Below are 15,772 nucleotides of genomic sequence, written 5' to 3'. Positions count from 1 at the left end.
ACGGCTTAATCAATCGCTTCGCTATAGACCCGCACACGACCCTGATCAGATTGCAGAGTGACAAACGAGCCCTGAGCTAAAATTCTGACCCGCCCGGCTGCAATGCCAGATTCCAGCAGTTGCTGCCGAAGCTGCTCGGCACGCTGCTGCGAGCGCTGTAGTTGCTCCTCAAAGCGTCCCGCGCCATGATCAGATACCACCAGCCAGACCTTGCGATCAGTGTTCTCTTGCATATAACGGATCAACTCATCCACTCCCGACGCTCCCTGCAGAAAAGCAGGATCTCCCTGCTGCAATGCGTCGGTAAGGCTTAACTGATCAGACTGCAGTGATTCCAGCCGCAGATAGACACGCTTATTGCCGCGCCTGACCGAATAGAGGGAGAAAAACCGGTCACTCAGCCGATAGGCAGCAAAGCTCTGGGTACTGTCGACGCCGTAGAGCCGGGAGTAATCAAAAATCGCATTCGCCCACTGATTGCTGCTGCCGCAGTCTCTTCCTGTACAACTGAATAAGCGCTCAGCACCAAGACGCTGAAGCTGATCAGCGAAATACGCATACGCCTCTTCGGCACTGTGATTATCCGGAATCCGGTAAGTAATTTGCTGTAGCTCACCACTTAAGCGGCGCTCTTTCTCGGGCGCAAGCACGCCGTTAATTTTTTCCAGCCCACCCAGCACCAGACGATAATCCTCAGCCCGGGCCTGCTGATACTGGACAATATAAGAGCGGGGAAAACGCTGCAGAAGATCATTATCTGCAGAGTTACGAATATCCGTTTCCGCCTGAAGAGCGACCGGAATCAGCATCAGAATAAAACCCAGTAAACGCATGTCTGCCCCTATTTAAACCAAGCTGCAAGGCGCTCTGCAATCTCTGCAGCCGCCTCATGATACAGGTGAAGATGATGGCCTCCTGGCATATCAACCACCTCAACCTGCCTGAGATCATCAACCCAGCGATCGATAATACTGTCTGAAGCTCCCTCACTGGCTCTTATCACCATCGTCTCTGCTTCTACTGCATTGAGGAACGATCGGATCTGTTCCGGACTGAAGCGCAGCAATGAAGGCAACAGAAGTTTGGGATCATTACTCCAGATATATCCCCGCTCAGTTTTGTTGAGCCCCCTCTCCAGAAGCGCTTCAGCAGCACTGCGACTGACCGGCCAGCGGCCATTCATCCGGGCTTCAACAGCCTGCTCAAAATCCGGGTAGGGCCGCAGGGACTTCTCTGCCATGCGGCTGCGCTTCACTACCGCCTCAGCAAACAATCCGGGCAACTCATCGACCTCGTAAGCCAGCGGTGCCAGCCCTTCAATCAGCAACAACCGCCCTACCTGCTGTGGAAAACTGGCCGCAAACAACATCGCGATGCTGGCCCCCATTGAGTGACCGATCAGATCGACTTTTTCCAGTTGCAGGGCTTTGAGTACCGCATGCAGGTCAGCCACGTTATCCCAGATATGATAAGGCATTGCCTGAGGTCGATGATCCGACCGGCCATGCCCTACCAGATCCAGTGCAATCAGGCGGACACCCTGCAGATGTCTGGCTAATACTGAGAAGCTGGCGGCATTGTCCAACCAACCATGTAACGCGAGAACCGGCACACCTTCGGGATCACCGTATTCCACCGCAGCTAACTGGTAATCGCCCGCATTAATAATGATGTCGTGATAGTCAGACATGGTATTCCTTAAAAATTAATCTGTTAGGTACTATAGCGACAAAATGCGCTAATATCTTGCAGACCCATGGTTTAGCAGAAGCAGTGAGTATATGGATTTTACAGCCCGGCTTGAGTCAGATCCTTCCCTTGGTCGACCACAAAAACTTTTTTTCCTGCTGTTTGCCCTGCTGTTTCTGATCGCCCCGTTTTACTACCAGCCCAACTTCGGCGGTGAAGGCCTTTATATTCCTCACAACAGCGCCCTCTGGATTGTCGCAAGCTGGATTATCGCCAGTGCCAGCTTTCAGATCTACCGCCATGGCGAAATCATCCTGCCCCGCTACTGGCTGGGCATGGCGCTCCTGCCGATAGGCGCATTTGTTACCGGACTGATCGCCGAGAATAACAACCCCACCGAATGGTCCGTACGGATCTCGGTTATAACCGGTGGCTATCTGTTCTTCCTCAGCCTGTTCCAGTTCCGCCTTACCCCGAAACAGATTGACCGTAGCCTGTACCTGCTGATGACTTTCGGATTACTCGCGGCGCTCTACGCCGTGGTACAGGTTTTTACCGGCGGTATAGATGCGCGCTGGATGGTGATCAGCAAAGAGCACCTGCCCGTCGGCCCGTTTCAGCAGGTCAATATTCAGTCCTCTTTTATGGCGACCAGCCTGACCCTTTGCTTCTATCTGATCAGCCGCCCGACCCTGGGCACGATGAACTGGATCGTTCGGTTTGCCCTGCTGCTGACAATCATTACAACCAGCTACATTCTCCTGCTCAGCGGTTCCAGAGTTGGTCTGCTCGGCGCGTTAGCTGCACTCGCACTCCTGTTCGCCGGCCGCTGGAGATTGCTTCTCTTCAGAAAGCAATTTGTATCTCTGGCCATTATCGCCATGCTCACCGGAGGCGCCCTCGGCAGTTCGGGTCTGCATAAAACCGTCGATAAACTGGACAGACTGACCGGCGCCGACATGAGCGGTGATATCCGCTGGAGTATTTATCAGGCTTCATGGGAGCTGTTTACAGAGGAGCCGTTAACCGGCCATGGGATTGGCAGTTTTCAGCATGTATTCCAGGAGAAACGTGTAGAGTATCAGGAAAACGGTCACGTCAATCTGGAGAGTTCGCCGCGCTTTTCACATCCGCATAATGAACTGTTTTTCTGGCTGGTAGAGGGGGGGCTGATCGGCATACTTGGCATCATTGCTGCGGCAGTCGTGACCTTTATCCAGTTGTGGCGCAGTGGCTGGCAGCGGGGCAGTGCCTATGCGGCACTGTTACTGCCGATCACCTTTCATAGTCAGGTAGAACTGCCTTTTTATATTTCAACCCTGCCCTGGATCCTGTTGATCTACCTGCTGTTTCTGACCCATCAGCATGAGAAGAAAGTCCACTCTACTGAAAAGCTGTCCGAACTGGCCCAAAAACTGATCCCAGCTGTGTTCAGCATAATCGCCTTATGCAGCAGTTATGTCCTGACTAACGCTCAGGTCGCTAATGCCGGGCTGGTGAAATACTACTCGGGAGGACAGCAACAACCGCAACTACTGAAAGACGGCCTTAACTCCTGGTACTTTCAGAACCACGCCTCCTACCTGATCCTGCGCAGACAGATGTTTCTGGGGATTCAGCAAAAAGAGCCTAAGCTGATTCATGATTTCATCTCCTGGGCGGAACGGGCGATTCAGTTAATCCCGGCGCAAACCTACTACGTTGATCTGGCCCATGCCTACAATGCGCTCGGTGACAGAGCAGCCCGGGACGGAGTGCTTAATGCCGGACTGCGGATATACCCGAAGGATCCATCTCTGTTAAAGGCCCGGGAATTCTTCCGGCTTAAAAACCAAAAGATCAGTAGCGGCGCTTTAACACCCCGAGCCCTGCAGCCGGCCAGTCCGCCTCAATCAGGGCAATCTCAGCACAATTAAAGCCTGCGGGGTAACGAGTTCCCCCCTCAATCAGCAGCGCCTCGACCAGGGCAACGATCGGCATATGTGTAATAACCAGAGGTGTGCGTTCAACATACCCCTCTAACGACTCTATAGCTTCCATTGGAGCGGCCTCCGGAGTCCATAGAGGAGACTCAGCCAGCACCTGAACACCCAGCGTATCCGCCATGATTTCAGCAGTCTGCCGGGTACGGAGATAGGGACTGTGAACAATGCAGTCAACTGATGCCAGCGCATCACGCAGATCAGCAGCTTTTGCCTGTAAACGAAGCCGACCTGACTCCGTCAGCGATCGCTTTGCGTCAGACTCGGCAAACAGCTCTGCCTCGGCATGACGCATCAGATAGAAGTTCATGACTCACTACGTGGCAGTACAAATTCAACATCGGTGCTTTGCTCGTTCATCATGAGCATTTTTACCACCTCAGCAACCGGCGCCTTATTAAACACCACCTCATAGAGACCGCAAACCAGCGGCATATAAACACCCATATCGCAGGCCTTTTCCCGCACATGCTTGATGGTATTAACACCTTCAGCCACCTGCCCAAGCGCCTCGACAGCCTGTTCCAGGGTTTTACCTTCACCCAGCGCATAGCCAACACGGTAGTTTCGGCTGAGCGGCGACATACAGGTGACGATCAGGTCGCCGACACCGGCCAGTCCGATAAAGGTCATGGGGTTAGCCCCCATGCACACCGCAAACCGGCTCATCTCAGCAAGGCTGCGGGTCATCAGCATACTCTTGGTATTTTCGCCCATACCCAGTGCTGCGCTAAGGCCCGCAGCAATCGCATAGATATTTTTCAGCGTCCCCCCCAGTTCCACGCCATAGGTATCTGAGCTGGCATAAACCCGGAAATAAGCGGAATGAAGCATCCCCTGAACGGCGCTTCGCAGCTCAGGACAATCACTGGCAATCACCGTAGCGGTCAACTGGCGTGCTGCAACCTCTTTTGCCAGATTCGGGCCACTGAGCACGCCCACCCGGGCCTGAGGTAACTCTTCACGCAGAATCTCACTCATCAGACTGAAAGTCTGTGCTTCGATCCCTTTTGTAGTGCTGACCAGCATCTGATCCGGTTTCAACCATGGCACAGCCTGGCGAATAACATCCCGAAAGGACTGACTCGGAATTGCCACGAAAACCAGCTCAGCATCACTCAGCACCTCCTCCAGAGAAGAGGATGCCGTGATGTTCTCTGATAACCGGTAGTCTGGCAGGTAACGACTGTTTTCATGCGACTGATTCAGCAGATCAGCACGGGACTGTTCACGCAGCCAGAGACCTACTGAATGACCATTTTCTGCGACAATGTTCGCAATGACTGTACCGAAGCTTCCGCCACCCAGAACAGCTACTTTTTTTGTTTCTGACATAGATTGGGTACGCCCTGGCTAATTTTTCAGTTATCCAGACTGTCCAGCACTTTGTTAACCCCTTTAAACAACAGCATAACAATCAGATATCCTGCGCCGGCAAGCGCCAGAAATAAGATCAGCTGCAAAGGGTCTTCAGTACGCTGGTAGCCCGCGACGCCCAGTGCGGCAATCACCGCACTGAATACAATCGCAGCGATATTGGCGATACGCTTAGTTTTGTGTTTGTCCGCTTGTGCCATCTTCGGTCTTTGCCTTTACCGGGGATTCATCAGCAGCCTGCGCTTCGGTATCAACAGAGGCACTTTGTGCACCCGCACCTTGAACCTGCGCCTGATCTTCCGCCTCTGCAGCAGTAGTTTCATCTGCGCTAGACTCAGCTGCTTCGGTGATTGCCGTTACCGCCTCTTCAGATGCTGCGTCTTCAGCCAGAGCCACTGTTTCTTCAGCCTGCTCAGCCTCTTCTGTCTCAGTATCTGCAACCGGCTGTTTCACAGCGACACCCGCTGCCTGAGGCTCCTGAAGCAATTCAGGTTCAGGGTGAACACACTCCAGTTTAACGCCGGTTTCCGCTTCGATTTCAGGAATCAGGAAGGAATCATCTTCACAGGCGAAACAGATGGAGGCACCGGTTGCTCCGGCACGCCCGGTACGACCGATACGGTGTACGTAATCATCCGGGTCTTCCGGCAGCTGGTAGTTGAACACATGTGTTACGCCATCGATGTGAATACCACGGCCGGCAACATCAGTCGCTACCAGCACCTGAATTTCACCACTGCGGAAGTCTTCCAGGGTACGTACTCGCTTAGCCTGTGGAATTTCACCGGACATCAGTGCCGCTTTGATACCATCTTTACACAGACGCTCAGCGAGACGGCGTGTTTCATCACGACGGTTACCAAACACGATCACCTTTTCAGCATGATCTTTGTCCATGTAGTTACGTAGCAGACGATATTTTTCTTCGCCGGAGACCAGGTATACCGTCTGAGTCACGTTATCGGTGGTTTTAATCTGCGGCGCAATCTCAATTTTTACCGGATCCAGCGTCCACTGCTCGGCCAGATTAAGAATGTCGTCAGTGAACGTCGCACTGTAGAGCAGAGTTTGACGATCTGCACCCTTGCGTGGGGTATTGCGGACAATGGTACGGACATCCGGAATAAAGCCCATGCTCAGCATACGGTCCGCTTCGTCCAGCACCAGAACCTCAACGTTCCACAGATCGACATCCTTGCGGTTAATAAAGTCGATCAGACGACCCGGAGTCGCCACCAGAATATCGACCGGCTTTTTCAGTTTCTGTCGCTGCTTGTCATAATCCATACCGCCAACCAGACTCACCACATGCAGATCCGTATATTTGGACAGACCTTTAGCGTCTTCGGCAATCTGCAGGGCCAGTTCACGGGTCGGTGCAACGACCAGTGCCCGCGGCTGCCCAAGAGGGCGCTTCTCATCAATCGGGTAATCGATCAGATCAGTCACGATACCCAGCAGAAAAGCGGCGGTTTTACCGGTGCCCGTCTGGGCCTTACCGATAATATCTCGCCCCTGCAACGCAGAAGGAATGGTTTCTGCCTGAATTTCTGTGCAGTACTCAAAGTTGAGATCCGCCACGGCATGCAGCACATCGTCCGGCAGATTAAAGTCGTGAAAACGTACTTTACCTTCAACGGCGGGCACGACGAACTGCTCCGGTGTCCAGCGCGGCTTGTTTCGGCTACCCTGACGGCGGCGTCGCTGCTGGGGTTTACGCGTGGACTTGTTCTTCTTATTTTCTGAGCTGTTTGGCTGAGCTTCCACTTTTGCTTCTGTACTCAATTGACTATTCCTAAGAAAAATTGCGTCGGTATGGCGGGAGTGCTGCAAGCAACTGTTTACCATAACGACGGGTAATAAAGCGTCGGTCGAGCAGGGTTATCCTGCCCTCGTCCTGTTCTGTGCGCAATAAGCGTCCGGTTGCCTGGGTCAAACGCATTGACGCCAGGGGTATCACCCACTCCTGGAACGGGTTGCGTCCCTGAGATTCAAGCCATTCGGAGTAGGTCGCATCCACTGGATCATCCGGGACCCCAAACGGCAGCTTAGTGATAATGACATGAGTCAGGTAACTACCCGGCAGATCAACACCTTCGGCAAACGAAGCCAGACCAAAAATAACACTTGGCTTCTGTTCATCAATACGTTGCCGGTGCTGCCGCAATATCTCATGTTTGGCCAGATCACCCTGCACCAGAATATCGGCCACAATCTTATCAGGCATCTGCTCAAGAACATACCGCATCTGCCGCCAGGAGCTAAATAAAACCAGTGCCGCCTGCTCCCCGGGCAACTGCGCTAACAGGTAGTCTGCGAGTTCCTGATTGTGGGCATCCGGATTACCGGGGTCCGACCGCATCGCTGGCACCCTTAACTCGGCCGCATTGGCGAAATCGAACGGGCTGGCAAACACCGCATTCGGGCTCTCGGCAGGAATCCCCAAATCAGCATACAGCCGGTCAAAGCGCCCCAGCGCCGTCAACGTAGCCGAAGTAATCACTGCGGCATAGCATGGCTTCCAGAGGTGCTCCTGCAGGGTATCTGCAGCAGACACCGGGCTGCTACAGCATTCAATATCCAGCCCCTCAGGACCGTCGACTTTTACCACCCAGCGTGCCGTAGGCAAACCACCGGCCTGATCGGCTACCGAATAACTCCGGGCCAGCCAGAACACTGACTGCAGCCGGGCCAGCATCACCCCCATCTGCGGATACCACTTTTCGCAAAGGTCCCGCGGCAGATCAGCCAGTTCTCCGTCCAGCCCCTCTTTCAGCAGATCCACAATCTGCTCGAACTTAAGTACGACCCGCTCTGCTGAATTGGCAACATTATGACTGATCAACTGCAACGCCTCGGGAATCATCCCCTGTGCAAACCGGTAACGGTCACTTGGCCCCTGCAATTTATCCTCAAGCAACTGCTGCATCAGTAGCTGCCACTCCTGCAGAGAATGCTCCATATCCGCAAAGGGGGTAGCGAGGGTTTCAATATAGTTTCTGAGCACCATATGCTCAGCGCTTTCGGTCAGCAACTTGTTCAGACTACGGGTTGTCTTCGCAAGCCAGCGGATACTGGATTTAAGCCGCAGACTGTAGGAAAAGTGACCGGTGGTTTTACCGCCCAGATGGTGCCCTTCATCAAAGATGTAAATGGTATCTTCCGGTGGTGGCAGAATCGCACCGCCCCCCAGCGAGAGATCCGCCAGCACCAGATCGTGATTGGCAACAATCAGATCCCACTTATCAAGCTCCTGACGCGCCTTAAAGAACGGACAGATAGAAAAATTACTGCAGCGCCGGTTGGTACACTGCATATGATCACTGGTCGCCAGACGCCAGACAGGATCAGGTACAGTCTCCTTGAGCCCGTCGCGGTCACCATCCCACTCCCCTGAGGCATAAAGGCTGAGCAGAGATTTGAGCTCAGCAACATCCGCTGACTCGAGCTGGCGGGCAACCTCGTCTTCGTATAGCGCGATCTGACCGAGCTCATTCTGTTGCTCAAGCATCTTTTCCGCGTTGGAGATACAGAAATACCGGCCGCGACCTTTTGCCAGCCCATAGGTCAGATTGACACCTGCAGAACTGACCAGTTGCGGCAGATCTTTGAGAATGAGCTGCTCCTGCAGGGCAACTGTTGCTGTAGCGACGACCACTTTCTTCTTACGCTGCTGAGCCACGGGAACAGAAGCCAGCAGATAAGCCATGGTTTTGCCGGTACCCGTGCCGGCTTCTGTGACGCAGATATGCTGACCACCGCTGCGTACACCTTCTGAATCCTGATCGATAGAGCCCAGCGTGCGTGCGACTTCAGCAATCATCATCTTCTGACCATAGCGTGCCTTAAGCCCGCGGTTGGACAGAAACGCGGTGTAGGCATCCTGAATAGTGCGTTTGAGCTGCTGATCTAACAAGGCTGGAATTCCTGCAGGGTTGACCGGGGAATTCTACCAGTTATAAAACCGCATGCAAAAAATACTGTATAAAAAAACATGACTTGCTTTACAAAACAGAAATACTGTATAAAAATACACATACTGTATAAACAAACAGACTAATGATCATGAAACTCACTAAACGACAAACGGAAGTGCTGGATTGCATCAAACGCCACATTGGTGAAACCGGATACCCGCCGACCCGCGCAGACATTGCTAAAGATCTGGGTTTCCGCTCCGCCAATGCCGCAGAGGAACACCTCAAGGCACTGGCCAAGAAAGGCGCCATCGAGATCATCCCCGGAACGTCACGCGGCATTCGCGTGCCGGAACTCGAAGAGGAATCCGGCCTGCCGATTGTTGGTCAGGTTGCGGCTGGTTCGCCGATTCTGGCCCAGGAACACGTTGAGGATCATTGCACCATTTCATCTGACTTTTTCCATCCTAAAGCCGATTACCTGCTGCGTGTTAAAGGCACCAGCATGAAAAATGTGGGCATCATGGATGGAGATCTGCTGGCTGTACACCAGTGCAATAACGCCCGTGACGGACAGATTGTCGTCGCCCGGCTCGAAGATGAAGTGACGGTTAAGCGCTTTAAGCAGGAAGGCAATATCGTCTACCTGATCGCCGAAAACGAAGAATTTGAACCGATTGTTATCGACCTGAACGAACAGGAAGTAGCAATCGAAGGACTGAGTGTAGGCGTTATTCGCAGAGGTAACTAACCATGTTAGCACTACAGACAAACCCGGCCCCTCGGTTACTGTCACGTTCGAAACGTGAAAAGATTGTACGGATAAGACCTGCACAAACAACCGAGTGCGCACTGGCGGGCTCTATCACTGAAATCGTGGTACAGGGAGAAAATTTCTCTAACATCCCGATGCTGATGCCACTGCTCGCGCAGCTCAGCCGTGATGATCGCTGGTTTGTCTGGATTGCCCCACCGGTACTTCTACCAAAACAGCTGCTGCTTGAAGCGGGCATTGATCTGCGTAAGGTTATTCTTCTGAATCCTGACAGTAAACACAGCACCTACGAGCTGGCGCGGCAGGCACTCAGTACCGGCACCAGCCATGCGGTGGTCAGTTGGCCAGGCTATCTTTCGGAGGAAGAGTTTTCCGGACTGGAATCCGCGGCAAAAGCAGGTCAGAGCCACGGCATTGTCATACGCCGCAGAGAACACAGCTAACGAATCAGGTTTATCAACCCGGGCAACATATTTCCGCTGCCAGCTCTGCCCTTCCCCTTGTGCAGATGCTGGCCGGAACTTTTCAAAGATCAGAAGAATATCAGTGTGACACAGTCGTCTGTACGACTACCACTCCTGCATCCCTTCACGCAGCCGGTTGACCAGTTCAGAGAGCGCTGTGAACCACATCTCATATTCAGCAACGATCGCTTTGTCTTCCGCATGATCAGGGTTCACCTGCAACACATGAATCTCAGACAGGCTGTTGGTTTCGGTTAAAGCGGCCTGCTTATCCGAGCCATGCCAGCATGCCTCATAAGCACTCATCAGTTTATGCAGCCAGCCGGCTTCGTCCGCCTCCAGCAGACTGAGCTGCTTTAATTCAGGGCTTTCAACACCGGTGGCCTCCAGCTCGGCCGCCAGAGAACGGTAGCCATCCAGAGATTCGGTATCCACCCGGTAGAGCTCAGCAATTTCCCGAAGAAAGGCATCATAGGCCGATGCCATATGAAACAAAACAGACTCATTGTAGGATTCAATTAGCGCATGCTTGCTCCAACTGGTGTCATCCTGAGCCCGCTTCAACTGATCCAGATGGATCCGGGTAAAGGCCAGTTTCTGGTTAGTCCGTGCCAGATAAATACCGCTCATACTATTCCCAACTGTTATTTGGCTTTTTTCCGGGTCTCTTCTTCAACCCAGGCTCCATCCCGATAGAATGCCCGCCAGCCAGTCGCTTTGCCATTGACCTCTGTCATAACATACTGCTCCTTGGTCTTACGGCTGTAGCGAACAATTGCCGGGTTTCCTTCGGAATCCTGTTTTGGCGCCGAGAACAGGAAGGAATACTTCGGATCAATCTCCTGCTGATGCGGCAGAAGCTCAATAATTTTTGGTGCACGGGTCTCCCGGTTGCGCGGGAACTGACTGGCCGCCAGAAACAGTCCGGAGGCTCCATCACGCAGAATGTAGGTATCTTCAACCTTTTCACACTGCAGTTCCGGCATCGGCACCGGATCCATCTTCGGTGGCGCCGGCTCGCCATTCTTCAATAACTTGCGGGTATTGCTGCAAGCCGTGCAACCAAAGTATTTACCGAAACGACCTGTTTTCAGTTGCATCTCAGCAGAGCATTTATCGCACTCCAGCGTTGGGCCGTCATACCCCTTAATGCGGTACTCACCCAGCTCCACTTCAAAACCTGAACAATCCGGGTTATTACCACACACATGCAGCTTACGTTTCTCATCAATAAGATAAGAATCCATCGCGGATTCACAAAGGCTGCAACGATGCTTCTTACGCAGAATGCGCGATTCCTCTTCATCATCACCGTCTGCACTCACGACCTCGTCACCGGACACCAGATTAATGGTGCATTTGCAACGCTCCTTCGGCGGCAAGCTATAACCTGAACATCCGAGGAACACGCCAGTGCTGGCGGTTCGGATCATCATTGGCCGACCACAGTCGGGGCAGGCAATGTCCGTCTCCGTCGGCGAATTAGGTCGCATAGCATTTTCGCCATCCTGAGCATCTTCCAGCTTGGCGGAGAAATCAGCGTAGAACTGATCCAGAAGCGCCTTCCAGTCGCGACTGCCTTCAGCCACATCGTCAAGACTCTCTTCCATCCGTGCTGTGAAGCTGTAATCCATCAGATCAGAGAAGTTTTCGCCCAGACGCTCAGTCACAATATCGCCCATCTTCTGGGCGTAGAAACGTCGGTTCTGTACCTCTACGTAACCACGATCCTGAATCGTTGAGATAATGGCAGCATAGGTCGATGGCCGGCCAATGCCCCGTTTCTCCAGCTCTTTTACCAGGCTGGCTTCAGTAAAGCGGGGTGCGGGTTTAGTAAAGTGTTGTTTAGGCTGCAGCTCAACCAACGTGAGATTATCGCCCGCCTGAACATCCGGCAGGATAATATCTTCTTCGCCCTTACCTTTGGCAGGCATAACCCGGGTATAACCGTCAAACTTGAGGATCCGCCCCTTCGTTACCAGCTCGAAGTCACCGCTTGTCACGGTAACCCGCGTGCTGAGGAACTGGGCTGGTGTCATCTGACAGGCGAGGAACTGTCGACGGATCAGTTCATACAGACGCTCGGCGTCGCGATCCATACCCTTCAGCGCCGTCGCTTCTACATTCACATCGGATGGACGGATCGCTTCGTGCGCTTCCTGAGCACCCTCTTTACTGCTGTAACTGTTTGGAGTCTCTGGCAAATACTTACTGCCAAAATGATCACCAATATACTCACGGCAACTGGCGACCGCCTCCGCACTCAGATTGGTGGAGTCGGTACGCATGTAGGTGATATAGCCCGCTTCGTAAAGGCGCTGAGCCATCATCATGGTCTTCTTAACGCCAAATCCGAGTCGCGTACTCGCCGCCTGCTGCAGAGTAGAGGTAATGAAAGGTGCCGATGGCTTACTGGTTGTCGGCCGGTCTTTACGACTGATAACCTCAAGCGCGCCTGACTGCAGTTGCTGAATATAAGCCTGCGTTTCCGCTTCAGACGTGGGCCGGAAGGTTTCACCGTTTACCCGGTGCACCTGCAGCTTCAGTGATTCTTTGGCCTTAGTCAGGGTATCAGCCTGAACTTCCCAGAACTCTTCCGGGACAAAGGCACGGATCTCTTTTTCGCGCTCAACCACCAGCTTCACGGCAACGGACTGCACCCTGCCGGCAGACAAACCACGGGCAACCTTCTCCCAGAGCAATGGCGAGATCATGTAACCCACCACACGATCGAGGAAGCGCCGTGCCTGCTGCGCATTTACCCGATCCATATCCAGTGCTGAAGGCTGCTCAAATGCTTCAGTAATGGCCTTCTTAGTGATCTCGTTAAACACCACCCGGCGGTAACGCCCCTCTTCTCCACCAATCGCTTCCCGCAGGTGCCATGCAATGGCCTCCCCTTCGCGGTCCAAATCGGTTGCGAGATAGATTTCGTCGGCCGACTTCGCCAGGCGCTTCAGTTCATCAACGACTTTCTCTTTACCGGGTAACACTTCGTAGTGCGGATTCCAGCCCTGCTCAGGGTCGATACCCATGCGTCCGATCAACTGCTCCCGCGCTTTCTTCTTCTTATGCTCGACCTTTTGTTCAGGCGACATCTTCCGGGTCAGCGCTGCCTGTCGGGCTCGCTCTTTTGGATCGGATTTCCGCGTACTGCCGCTGGTTGGCAGATCACGGATATGACCCACGCTGGACTTAACAACAAACTGGTTACCCAGATACTTGTTAATAGTCTTGGCTTTTGCGGGTGACTCGACAATTACTAGGGATTTTCCCATAGGGTCCTTCTTTATCTTGGGCTGTACCATCAAGTGGCCTGGAACCGGGTAATTTCCTGCGTTACCGATTGAGCATAGTGCAAAGAAATCGGCTTATTCCCAGTGACAACTCGACAAATATGAATAATTGGGGAGCATATATAAGTGCTGAGCATGCCCGGGTCAAGCGGCAATTTCCATAAAAGTAGACCAATGGATCAGTTATATCTTTACCAATTCATGCTTTAGGGCCACAATAATCACTATATTAAACAACCAGTTATTTATCGAAAAACTTTCTCATGCTGAACGATAATCTCTTTTATGTGGTTTTGATTGCGGTAGTGGGCCTGATTGCCCTCACGGTCAATTTCGTCATCACCACACGGGAGCAGCAGGAGGAAGCCAAAGATAAACGTCTGACCTGGCTCAAGGGTCAGGCAGAGCACATTCTGCAGGCGATCGCGGTGCTCCGCGAAGCTGACTGTAAGGCGGAGATAGTTCACAAAATCAATGAACATGCCACCTCACTGCTCGAAGAGGTAGCGATGCTGGCACCGGATTCCGAACTGTTCAACTCACTTTCACAACAGAAGGATACCGCTGATAAGGCCTACCCTGACCCGGAGGTTTTTGATAGCGATAAGGCCCTGAAGCGGGCACAGATCTATATCAACTTTGCCGAGAAACTGGTGATCCAACTGGCCCGTGGCGGCAAGATCACCCTGACCCTGGCCCGCAGCTACCAGCAGGAACTTTACTGGTTACGGATCACCATTGTAGCGGATGCTCATATCAGTCAGGGGGAGCGTTTCCAGAATTCTGATGATCTGATGACCGCCCTGTCACACTATCGCCATGCTAAAGCCCTGCTGGTGAGAGCGAATATCCCGCACCACAACAAAAAACCGCGGCTGGATAAGATTGAAGCGCTGATTCAGGCGATCGAACCTAAGCGAGCTCGTTCACAAGGCACCCTTTCCGACTCAATGGACCGCTTGCTTTAGTCACCGATCCGGGTGAAACGCAGTGCCTCGGTTCCATCTCCCAGCGTGACCGTTTGTGTAAACATCGCCAGCGGCCTGACCCAGAGCGACTCATCGCCATAGCACTGGCGGTAAAGCACCAGCCACTCTTCAGTTTCAGAATGTCGCACCAGATCCAGTACCTGATATTCAGGCCCTTTATAATGCCGGTAACGACCCGGTTGCAGCCTGACTTCCGCCTGCATGATTAAAACCCCTTTTCAGAGAAACGATTCAATTCGGCATGCAGGGCCTGCAACGTGCTGTCACCACCCTCTTCATCCCAATGTACACCTAGATAAACCGGCGTTGACTCAATTGAAAAAACACCATCGGGTAGCTGTGCGACCAGATCTGCGACCTGTGCCAGTTGATCGTCGCTGAGATCCCGCTCCCCCTGCTGCCAGCTCCATCCCGGCGGCAGCCCGGTATCAGCCAGAGACTCAACACGAAAAATATGCCATGACTTAAAGCGATTTTTCTGTTCGCGGCTCAGACCCTGTCGCATCAGGCGGTAGGCCGTACGATCCCTTACCTCTGGTTCCAGCTCACCCTTAGCTCTCGGTGGCGTCACCTTTTCCAACTGAACCTGAAGACCCAGTTGCTTAGCCTTGAGGCGTAGCCCCGCCTGGTATTTCTGGCGCTTGGTCGGCATCACCCACATCATAGAACCGATCAATGACATCATGACCAGAATGATGATCATCCACTTCATGGCCAACTCCCGCTAATTTATTGATAAAAATCAGTTTTGTTCAGTTTATCAGAGTACTATCCTGCTGGCTCTATGCTAACCTCAAATACAGAGCTGAATGACCAACCATAAGGGAGTCACGCAATGAGCACCTACCAAAAGATTCTTCTGGCACTTGATCTCTCGGATGAATCGGAACAGTTACGGGAAAAAGCGCGTGAGCTGGCCGAATCCAACAGTGCCAAACTGTACGCGGTCCATGTGATAGAACCCCTGAGCTTTGCCTATGGCGGGGATGTCCCTATGGATCTGACCTCAATTCAGGAACAACTGGACCAGCATGCCAGACAGAAACTAAAGGCCTACTGCGAAGCACTGAATTACCCGGTTGAAGAACAGTTAGTTGTCACCGGACATACAGAAACAGAGATTCACCGGCTTGCCGATGAGCACCAGATTGATATGGTTATGGTAGGCAGCCATGGACGCCATGGCATCGCCCTGTTACTGGGCTCCACTGCAAACGGCGTGCTCCACGGTGCCAACTGTGATGTACTGGCGGTACGGATCAGAGAGCAGGACTAACGCTTCG

The 15,772-nt window shown here is 52.9% G+C and carries 15 protein-coding genes and 1 pseudogene; 5 read left to right on the top strand and 11 right to left on the bottom strand.

Annotated features, from left to right (window positions below; genetic code table 11):
- Positions 1-5: 5 nt before the first annotated feature.
- Both QUD59_RS14060 and QUD59_RS14055 read right to left on the bottom strand, forming a co-directional pair.
- Positions 6-833, bottom strand: a complete 828-nt coding sequence (locus tag QUD59_RS14060; RefSeq protein ID WP_286237743.1) for a DUF4892 domain-containing protein — start codon at positions 831-833, stop codon at positions 6-8.
- A gap of 8 nt (positions 834-841) precedes the next feature.
- A complete protein-coding gene (locus QUD59_RS14055) occupies positions 842-1,690 on the bottom strand; it encodes an alpha/beta fold hydrolase (RefSeq protein ID WP_286237742.1) in 849 nt (282 codons plus the stop codon).
- A gap of 91 nt (positions 1,691-1,781) precedes the next feature.
- Here QUD59_RS14055 and QUD59_RS14050 point away from each other — a divergent pair, with 91 nt between their 5' ends.
- Positions 1,782-3,605 (top strand): PglL family O-oligosaccharyltransferase, encoded by a 1,824-nt coding sequence (locus tag QUD59_RS14050; RefSeq protein WP_286237741.1) that lies wholly within the window; start codon positions 1,782-1,784, stop codon positions 3,603-3,605.
- On the opposite strand, the gene sixA is transcribed toward QUD59_RS14050, so the two are convergent.
- The 5 genes and pseudogenes from sixA to dinG all read right to left on the bottom strand — a co-directional run bounded on the left by sixA (position 3,529) and on the right by dinG (position 8,964).
- Entirely contained in the window at positions 3,529-3,981 is a 453-nt protein-coding gene (gene sixA / locus QUD59_RS14045) for a phosphohistidine phosphatase SixA (protein WP_286237740.1), read from the bottom strand. The genes QUD59_RS14050 and sixA overlap by 77 nt on opposite strands.
- On the bottom strand, positions 3,978-5,006 hold the full coding sequence (locus tag QUD59_RS14040; RefSeq protein ID WP_286237739.1) for an NAD(P)H-dependent glycerol-3-phosphate dehydrogenase: 1,029 nt from the start codon (positions 5,004-5,006) through the stop codon (positions 3,978-3,980). Before QUD59_RS14040 ends, sixA begins: the two co-directional genes overlap by 4 nt.
- 26 nt (positions 5,007-5,032) lie before the next feature.
- Entirely contained in the window at positions 5,033-5,248 is a 216-nt protein-coding gene (locus QUD59_RS14035; protein ID WP_286237738.1) for a hypothetical protein, read from the bottom strand.
- A 280-nt stretch (positions 5,249-5,528) separates the two neighbouring features.
- Positions 5,529-6,815: pseudogene (gene rhlB / locus QUD59_RS14030) on the bottom strand (ATP-dependent RNA helicase RhlB); the annotation flags it as partial.
- 28 nt (positions 6,816-6,843) lie between these two features.
- A complete protein-coding gene (gene dinG / locus QUD59_RS14025; RefSeq protein ID WP_286237737.1) occupies positions 6,844-8,964 on the bottom strand; it encodes an ATP-dependent DNA helicase DinG in 2,121 nt (706 codons plus the stop codon).
- Positions 8,965-9,113: 149 nt separating this feature from the next.
- On the opposite strand from dinG, the gene lexA reads away from it, so the two are divergent.
- Together lexA and QUD59_RS14015 are read left to right on the top strand one after the other, a co-directional pair.
- On the top strand, positions 9,114-9,716 hold the full coding sequence (gene lexA / locus QUD59_RS14020; RefSeq protein WP_286237735.1) for a transcriptional repressor LexA: 603 nt from the start codon (positions 9,114-9,116) through the stop codon (positions 9,714-9,716).
- 2 nt (positions 9,717-9,718) lie between these two features.
- Entirely contained in the window at positions 9,719-10,183 is a 465-nt protein-coding gene (locus QUD59_RS14015) for a cell division inhibitor SulA (RefSeq protein ID WP_286237734.1), read from the top strand.
- Between the two features lie 126 nt (positions 10,184-10,309).
- On the opposite strand, the gene QUD59_RS14010 is transcribed toward QUD59_RS14015, so the two are convergent.
- Both QUD59_RS14010 and topA read right to left on the bottom strand, forming a co-directional pair.
- On the bottom strand, positions 10,310-10,834 hold the full coding sequence (locus QUD59_RS14010; protein ID WP_286237733.1) for a DUF6586 family protein: 525 nt from the start codon (positions 10,832-10,834) through the stop codon (positions 10,310-10,312).
- Positions 10,835-10,848: 14 nt separating this feature from the next.
- Entirely contained in the window at positions 10,849-13,482 is a 2,634-nt protein-coding gene (gene topA, locus QUD59_RS14005) for a type I DNA topoisomerase (protein WP_286237732.1), read from the bottom strand.
- 281 nt (positions 13,483-13,763) lie between these two features.
- Here topA and QUD59_RS14000 point away from each other — a divergent pair, with 281 nt between their 5' ends.
- Entirely contained in the window at positions 13,764-14,468 is a 705-nt protein-coding gene (locus QUD59_RS14000; RefSeq protein ID WP_286237731.1) for a DNA topoisomerase I, read from the top strand.
- On the opposite strand, the gene QUD59_RS13995 is transcribed toward QUD59_RS14000, so the two are convergent.
- Complete coding sequence (locus tag QUD59_RS13995) at positions 14,465-14,692, bottom strand: DUF1653 domain-containing protein (protein WP_286237730.1); 228 nt, start codon at positions 14,690-14,692, stop codon at positions 14,465-14,467. The two genes, QUD59_RS14000 and QUD59_RS13995, sit on opposite strands and share 4 nt — an antisense overlap.
- Before the next feature lie 2 nt (positions 14,693-14,694).
- Complete coding sequence (locus QUD59_RS13990; protein ID WP_286237729.1) at positions 14,695-15,201, bottom strand: hypothetical protein; 507 nt, start codon at positions 15,199-15,201, stop codon at positions 14,695-14,697.
- Between the two features lie 123 nt (positions 15,202-15,324).
- Between QUD59_RS13990 and QUD59_RS13985 the strand changes: the two genes are divergently transcribed.
- On the top strand, positions 15,325-15,765 hold the full coding sequence (locus tag QUD59_RS13985) for a universal stress protein (protein WP_286237728.1): 441 nt from the start codon (positions 15,325-15,327) through the stop codon (positions 15,763-15,765).
- Positions 15,766-15,772: the final 7 nt, after the last annotated feature.

Origin of the sequence: Neptuniibacter halophilus, from assembly GCF_030295765.1 — a bacterium.
Lineage (GTDB): Bacteria > Pseudomonadota > Gammaproteobacteria > Pseudomonadales > Balneatricaceae > Neptuniibacter > Neptuniibacter halophilus.
Note: the sequence above shows the minus strand (reverse complement) of the source record. Positions and strands in the feature narration are given on the sequence as shown.

Coding starts and splice junctions, on each gene's coding strand:
- QUD59_RS14060 (WP_286237743.1), bottom strand. CDS start 833: ATGCGTTTACTGGGTTTTATTCTGATGCTGATTCCGGTCGCTCTTCAG.
- QUD59_RS14055 (WP_286237742.1), bottom strand. CDS start 1,690: ATGTCTGACTATCACGACATCATTATTAATGCGGGCGATTACCAGTTA.
- QUD59_RS14050 (WP_286237741.1), top strand. CDS start 1,782: ATGGATTTTACAGCCCGGCTTGAGTCAGATCCTTCCCTTGGTCGACCA.
- sixA (WP_286237740.1), bottom strand. CDS start 3,981: ATGAACTTCTATCTGATGCGTCATGCCGAGGCAGAGCTGTTTGCCGAG.
- QUD59_RS14040 (WP_286237739.1), bottom strand. CDS start 5,006: ATGTCAGAAACAAAAAAAGTAGCTGTTCTGGGTGGCGGAAGCTTCGGT.
- QUD59_RS14035 (WP_286237738.1), bottom strand. CDS start 5,248: ATGGCACAAGCGGACAAACACAAAACTAAGCGTATCGCCAATATCGCT.
- lexA (WP_286237735.1), top strand. CDS start 9,114: ATGAAACTCACTAAACGACAAACGGAAGTGCTGGATTGCATCAAACGC.
- QUD59_RS14015 (WP_286237734.1), top strand. CDS start 9,719: ATGTTAGCACTACAGACAAACCCGGCCCCTCGGTTACTGTCACGTTCG.
- QUD59_RS14010 (WP_286237733.1), bottom strand. CDS start 10,834: ATGAGCGGTATTTATCTGGCACGGACTAACCAGAAACTGGCCTTTACC.
- topA (WP_286237732.1), bottom strand. CDS start 13,482: ATGGGAAAATCCCTAGTAATTGTCGAGTCACCCGCAAAAGCCAAGACT.
- QUD59_RS14000 (WP_286237731.1), top strand. CDS start 13,764: ATGCTGAACGATAATCTCTTTTATGTGGTTTTGATTGCGGTAGTGGGC.
- QUD59_RS13995 (WP_286237730.1), bottom strand. CDS start 14,692: ATGCAGGCGGAAGTCAGGCTGCAACCGGGTCGTTACCGGCATTATAAA.
- QUD59_RS13990 (WP_286237729.1), bottom strand. CDS start 15,201: ATGAAGTGGATGATCATCATTCTGGTCATGATGTCATTGATCGGTTCT.
- QUD59_RS13985 (WP_286237728.1), top strand. CDS start 15,325: ATGAGCACCTACCAAAAGATTCTTCTGGCACTTGATCTCTCGGATGAA.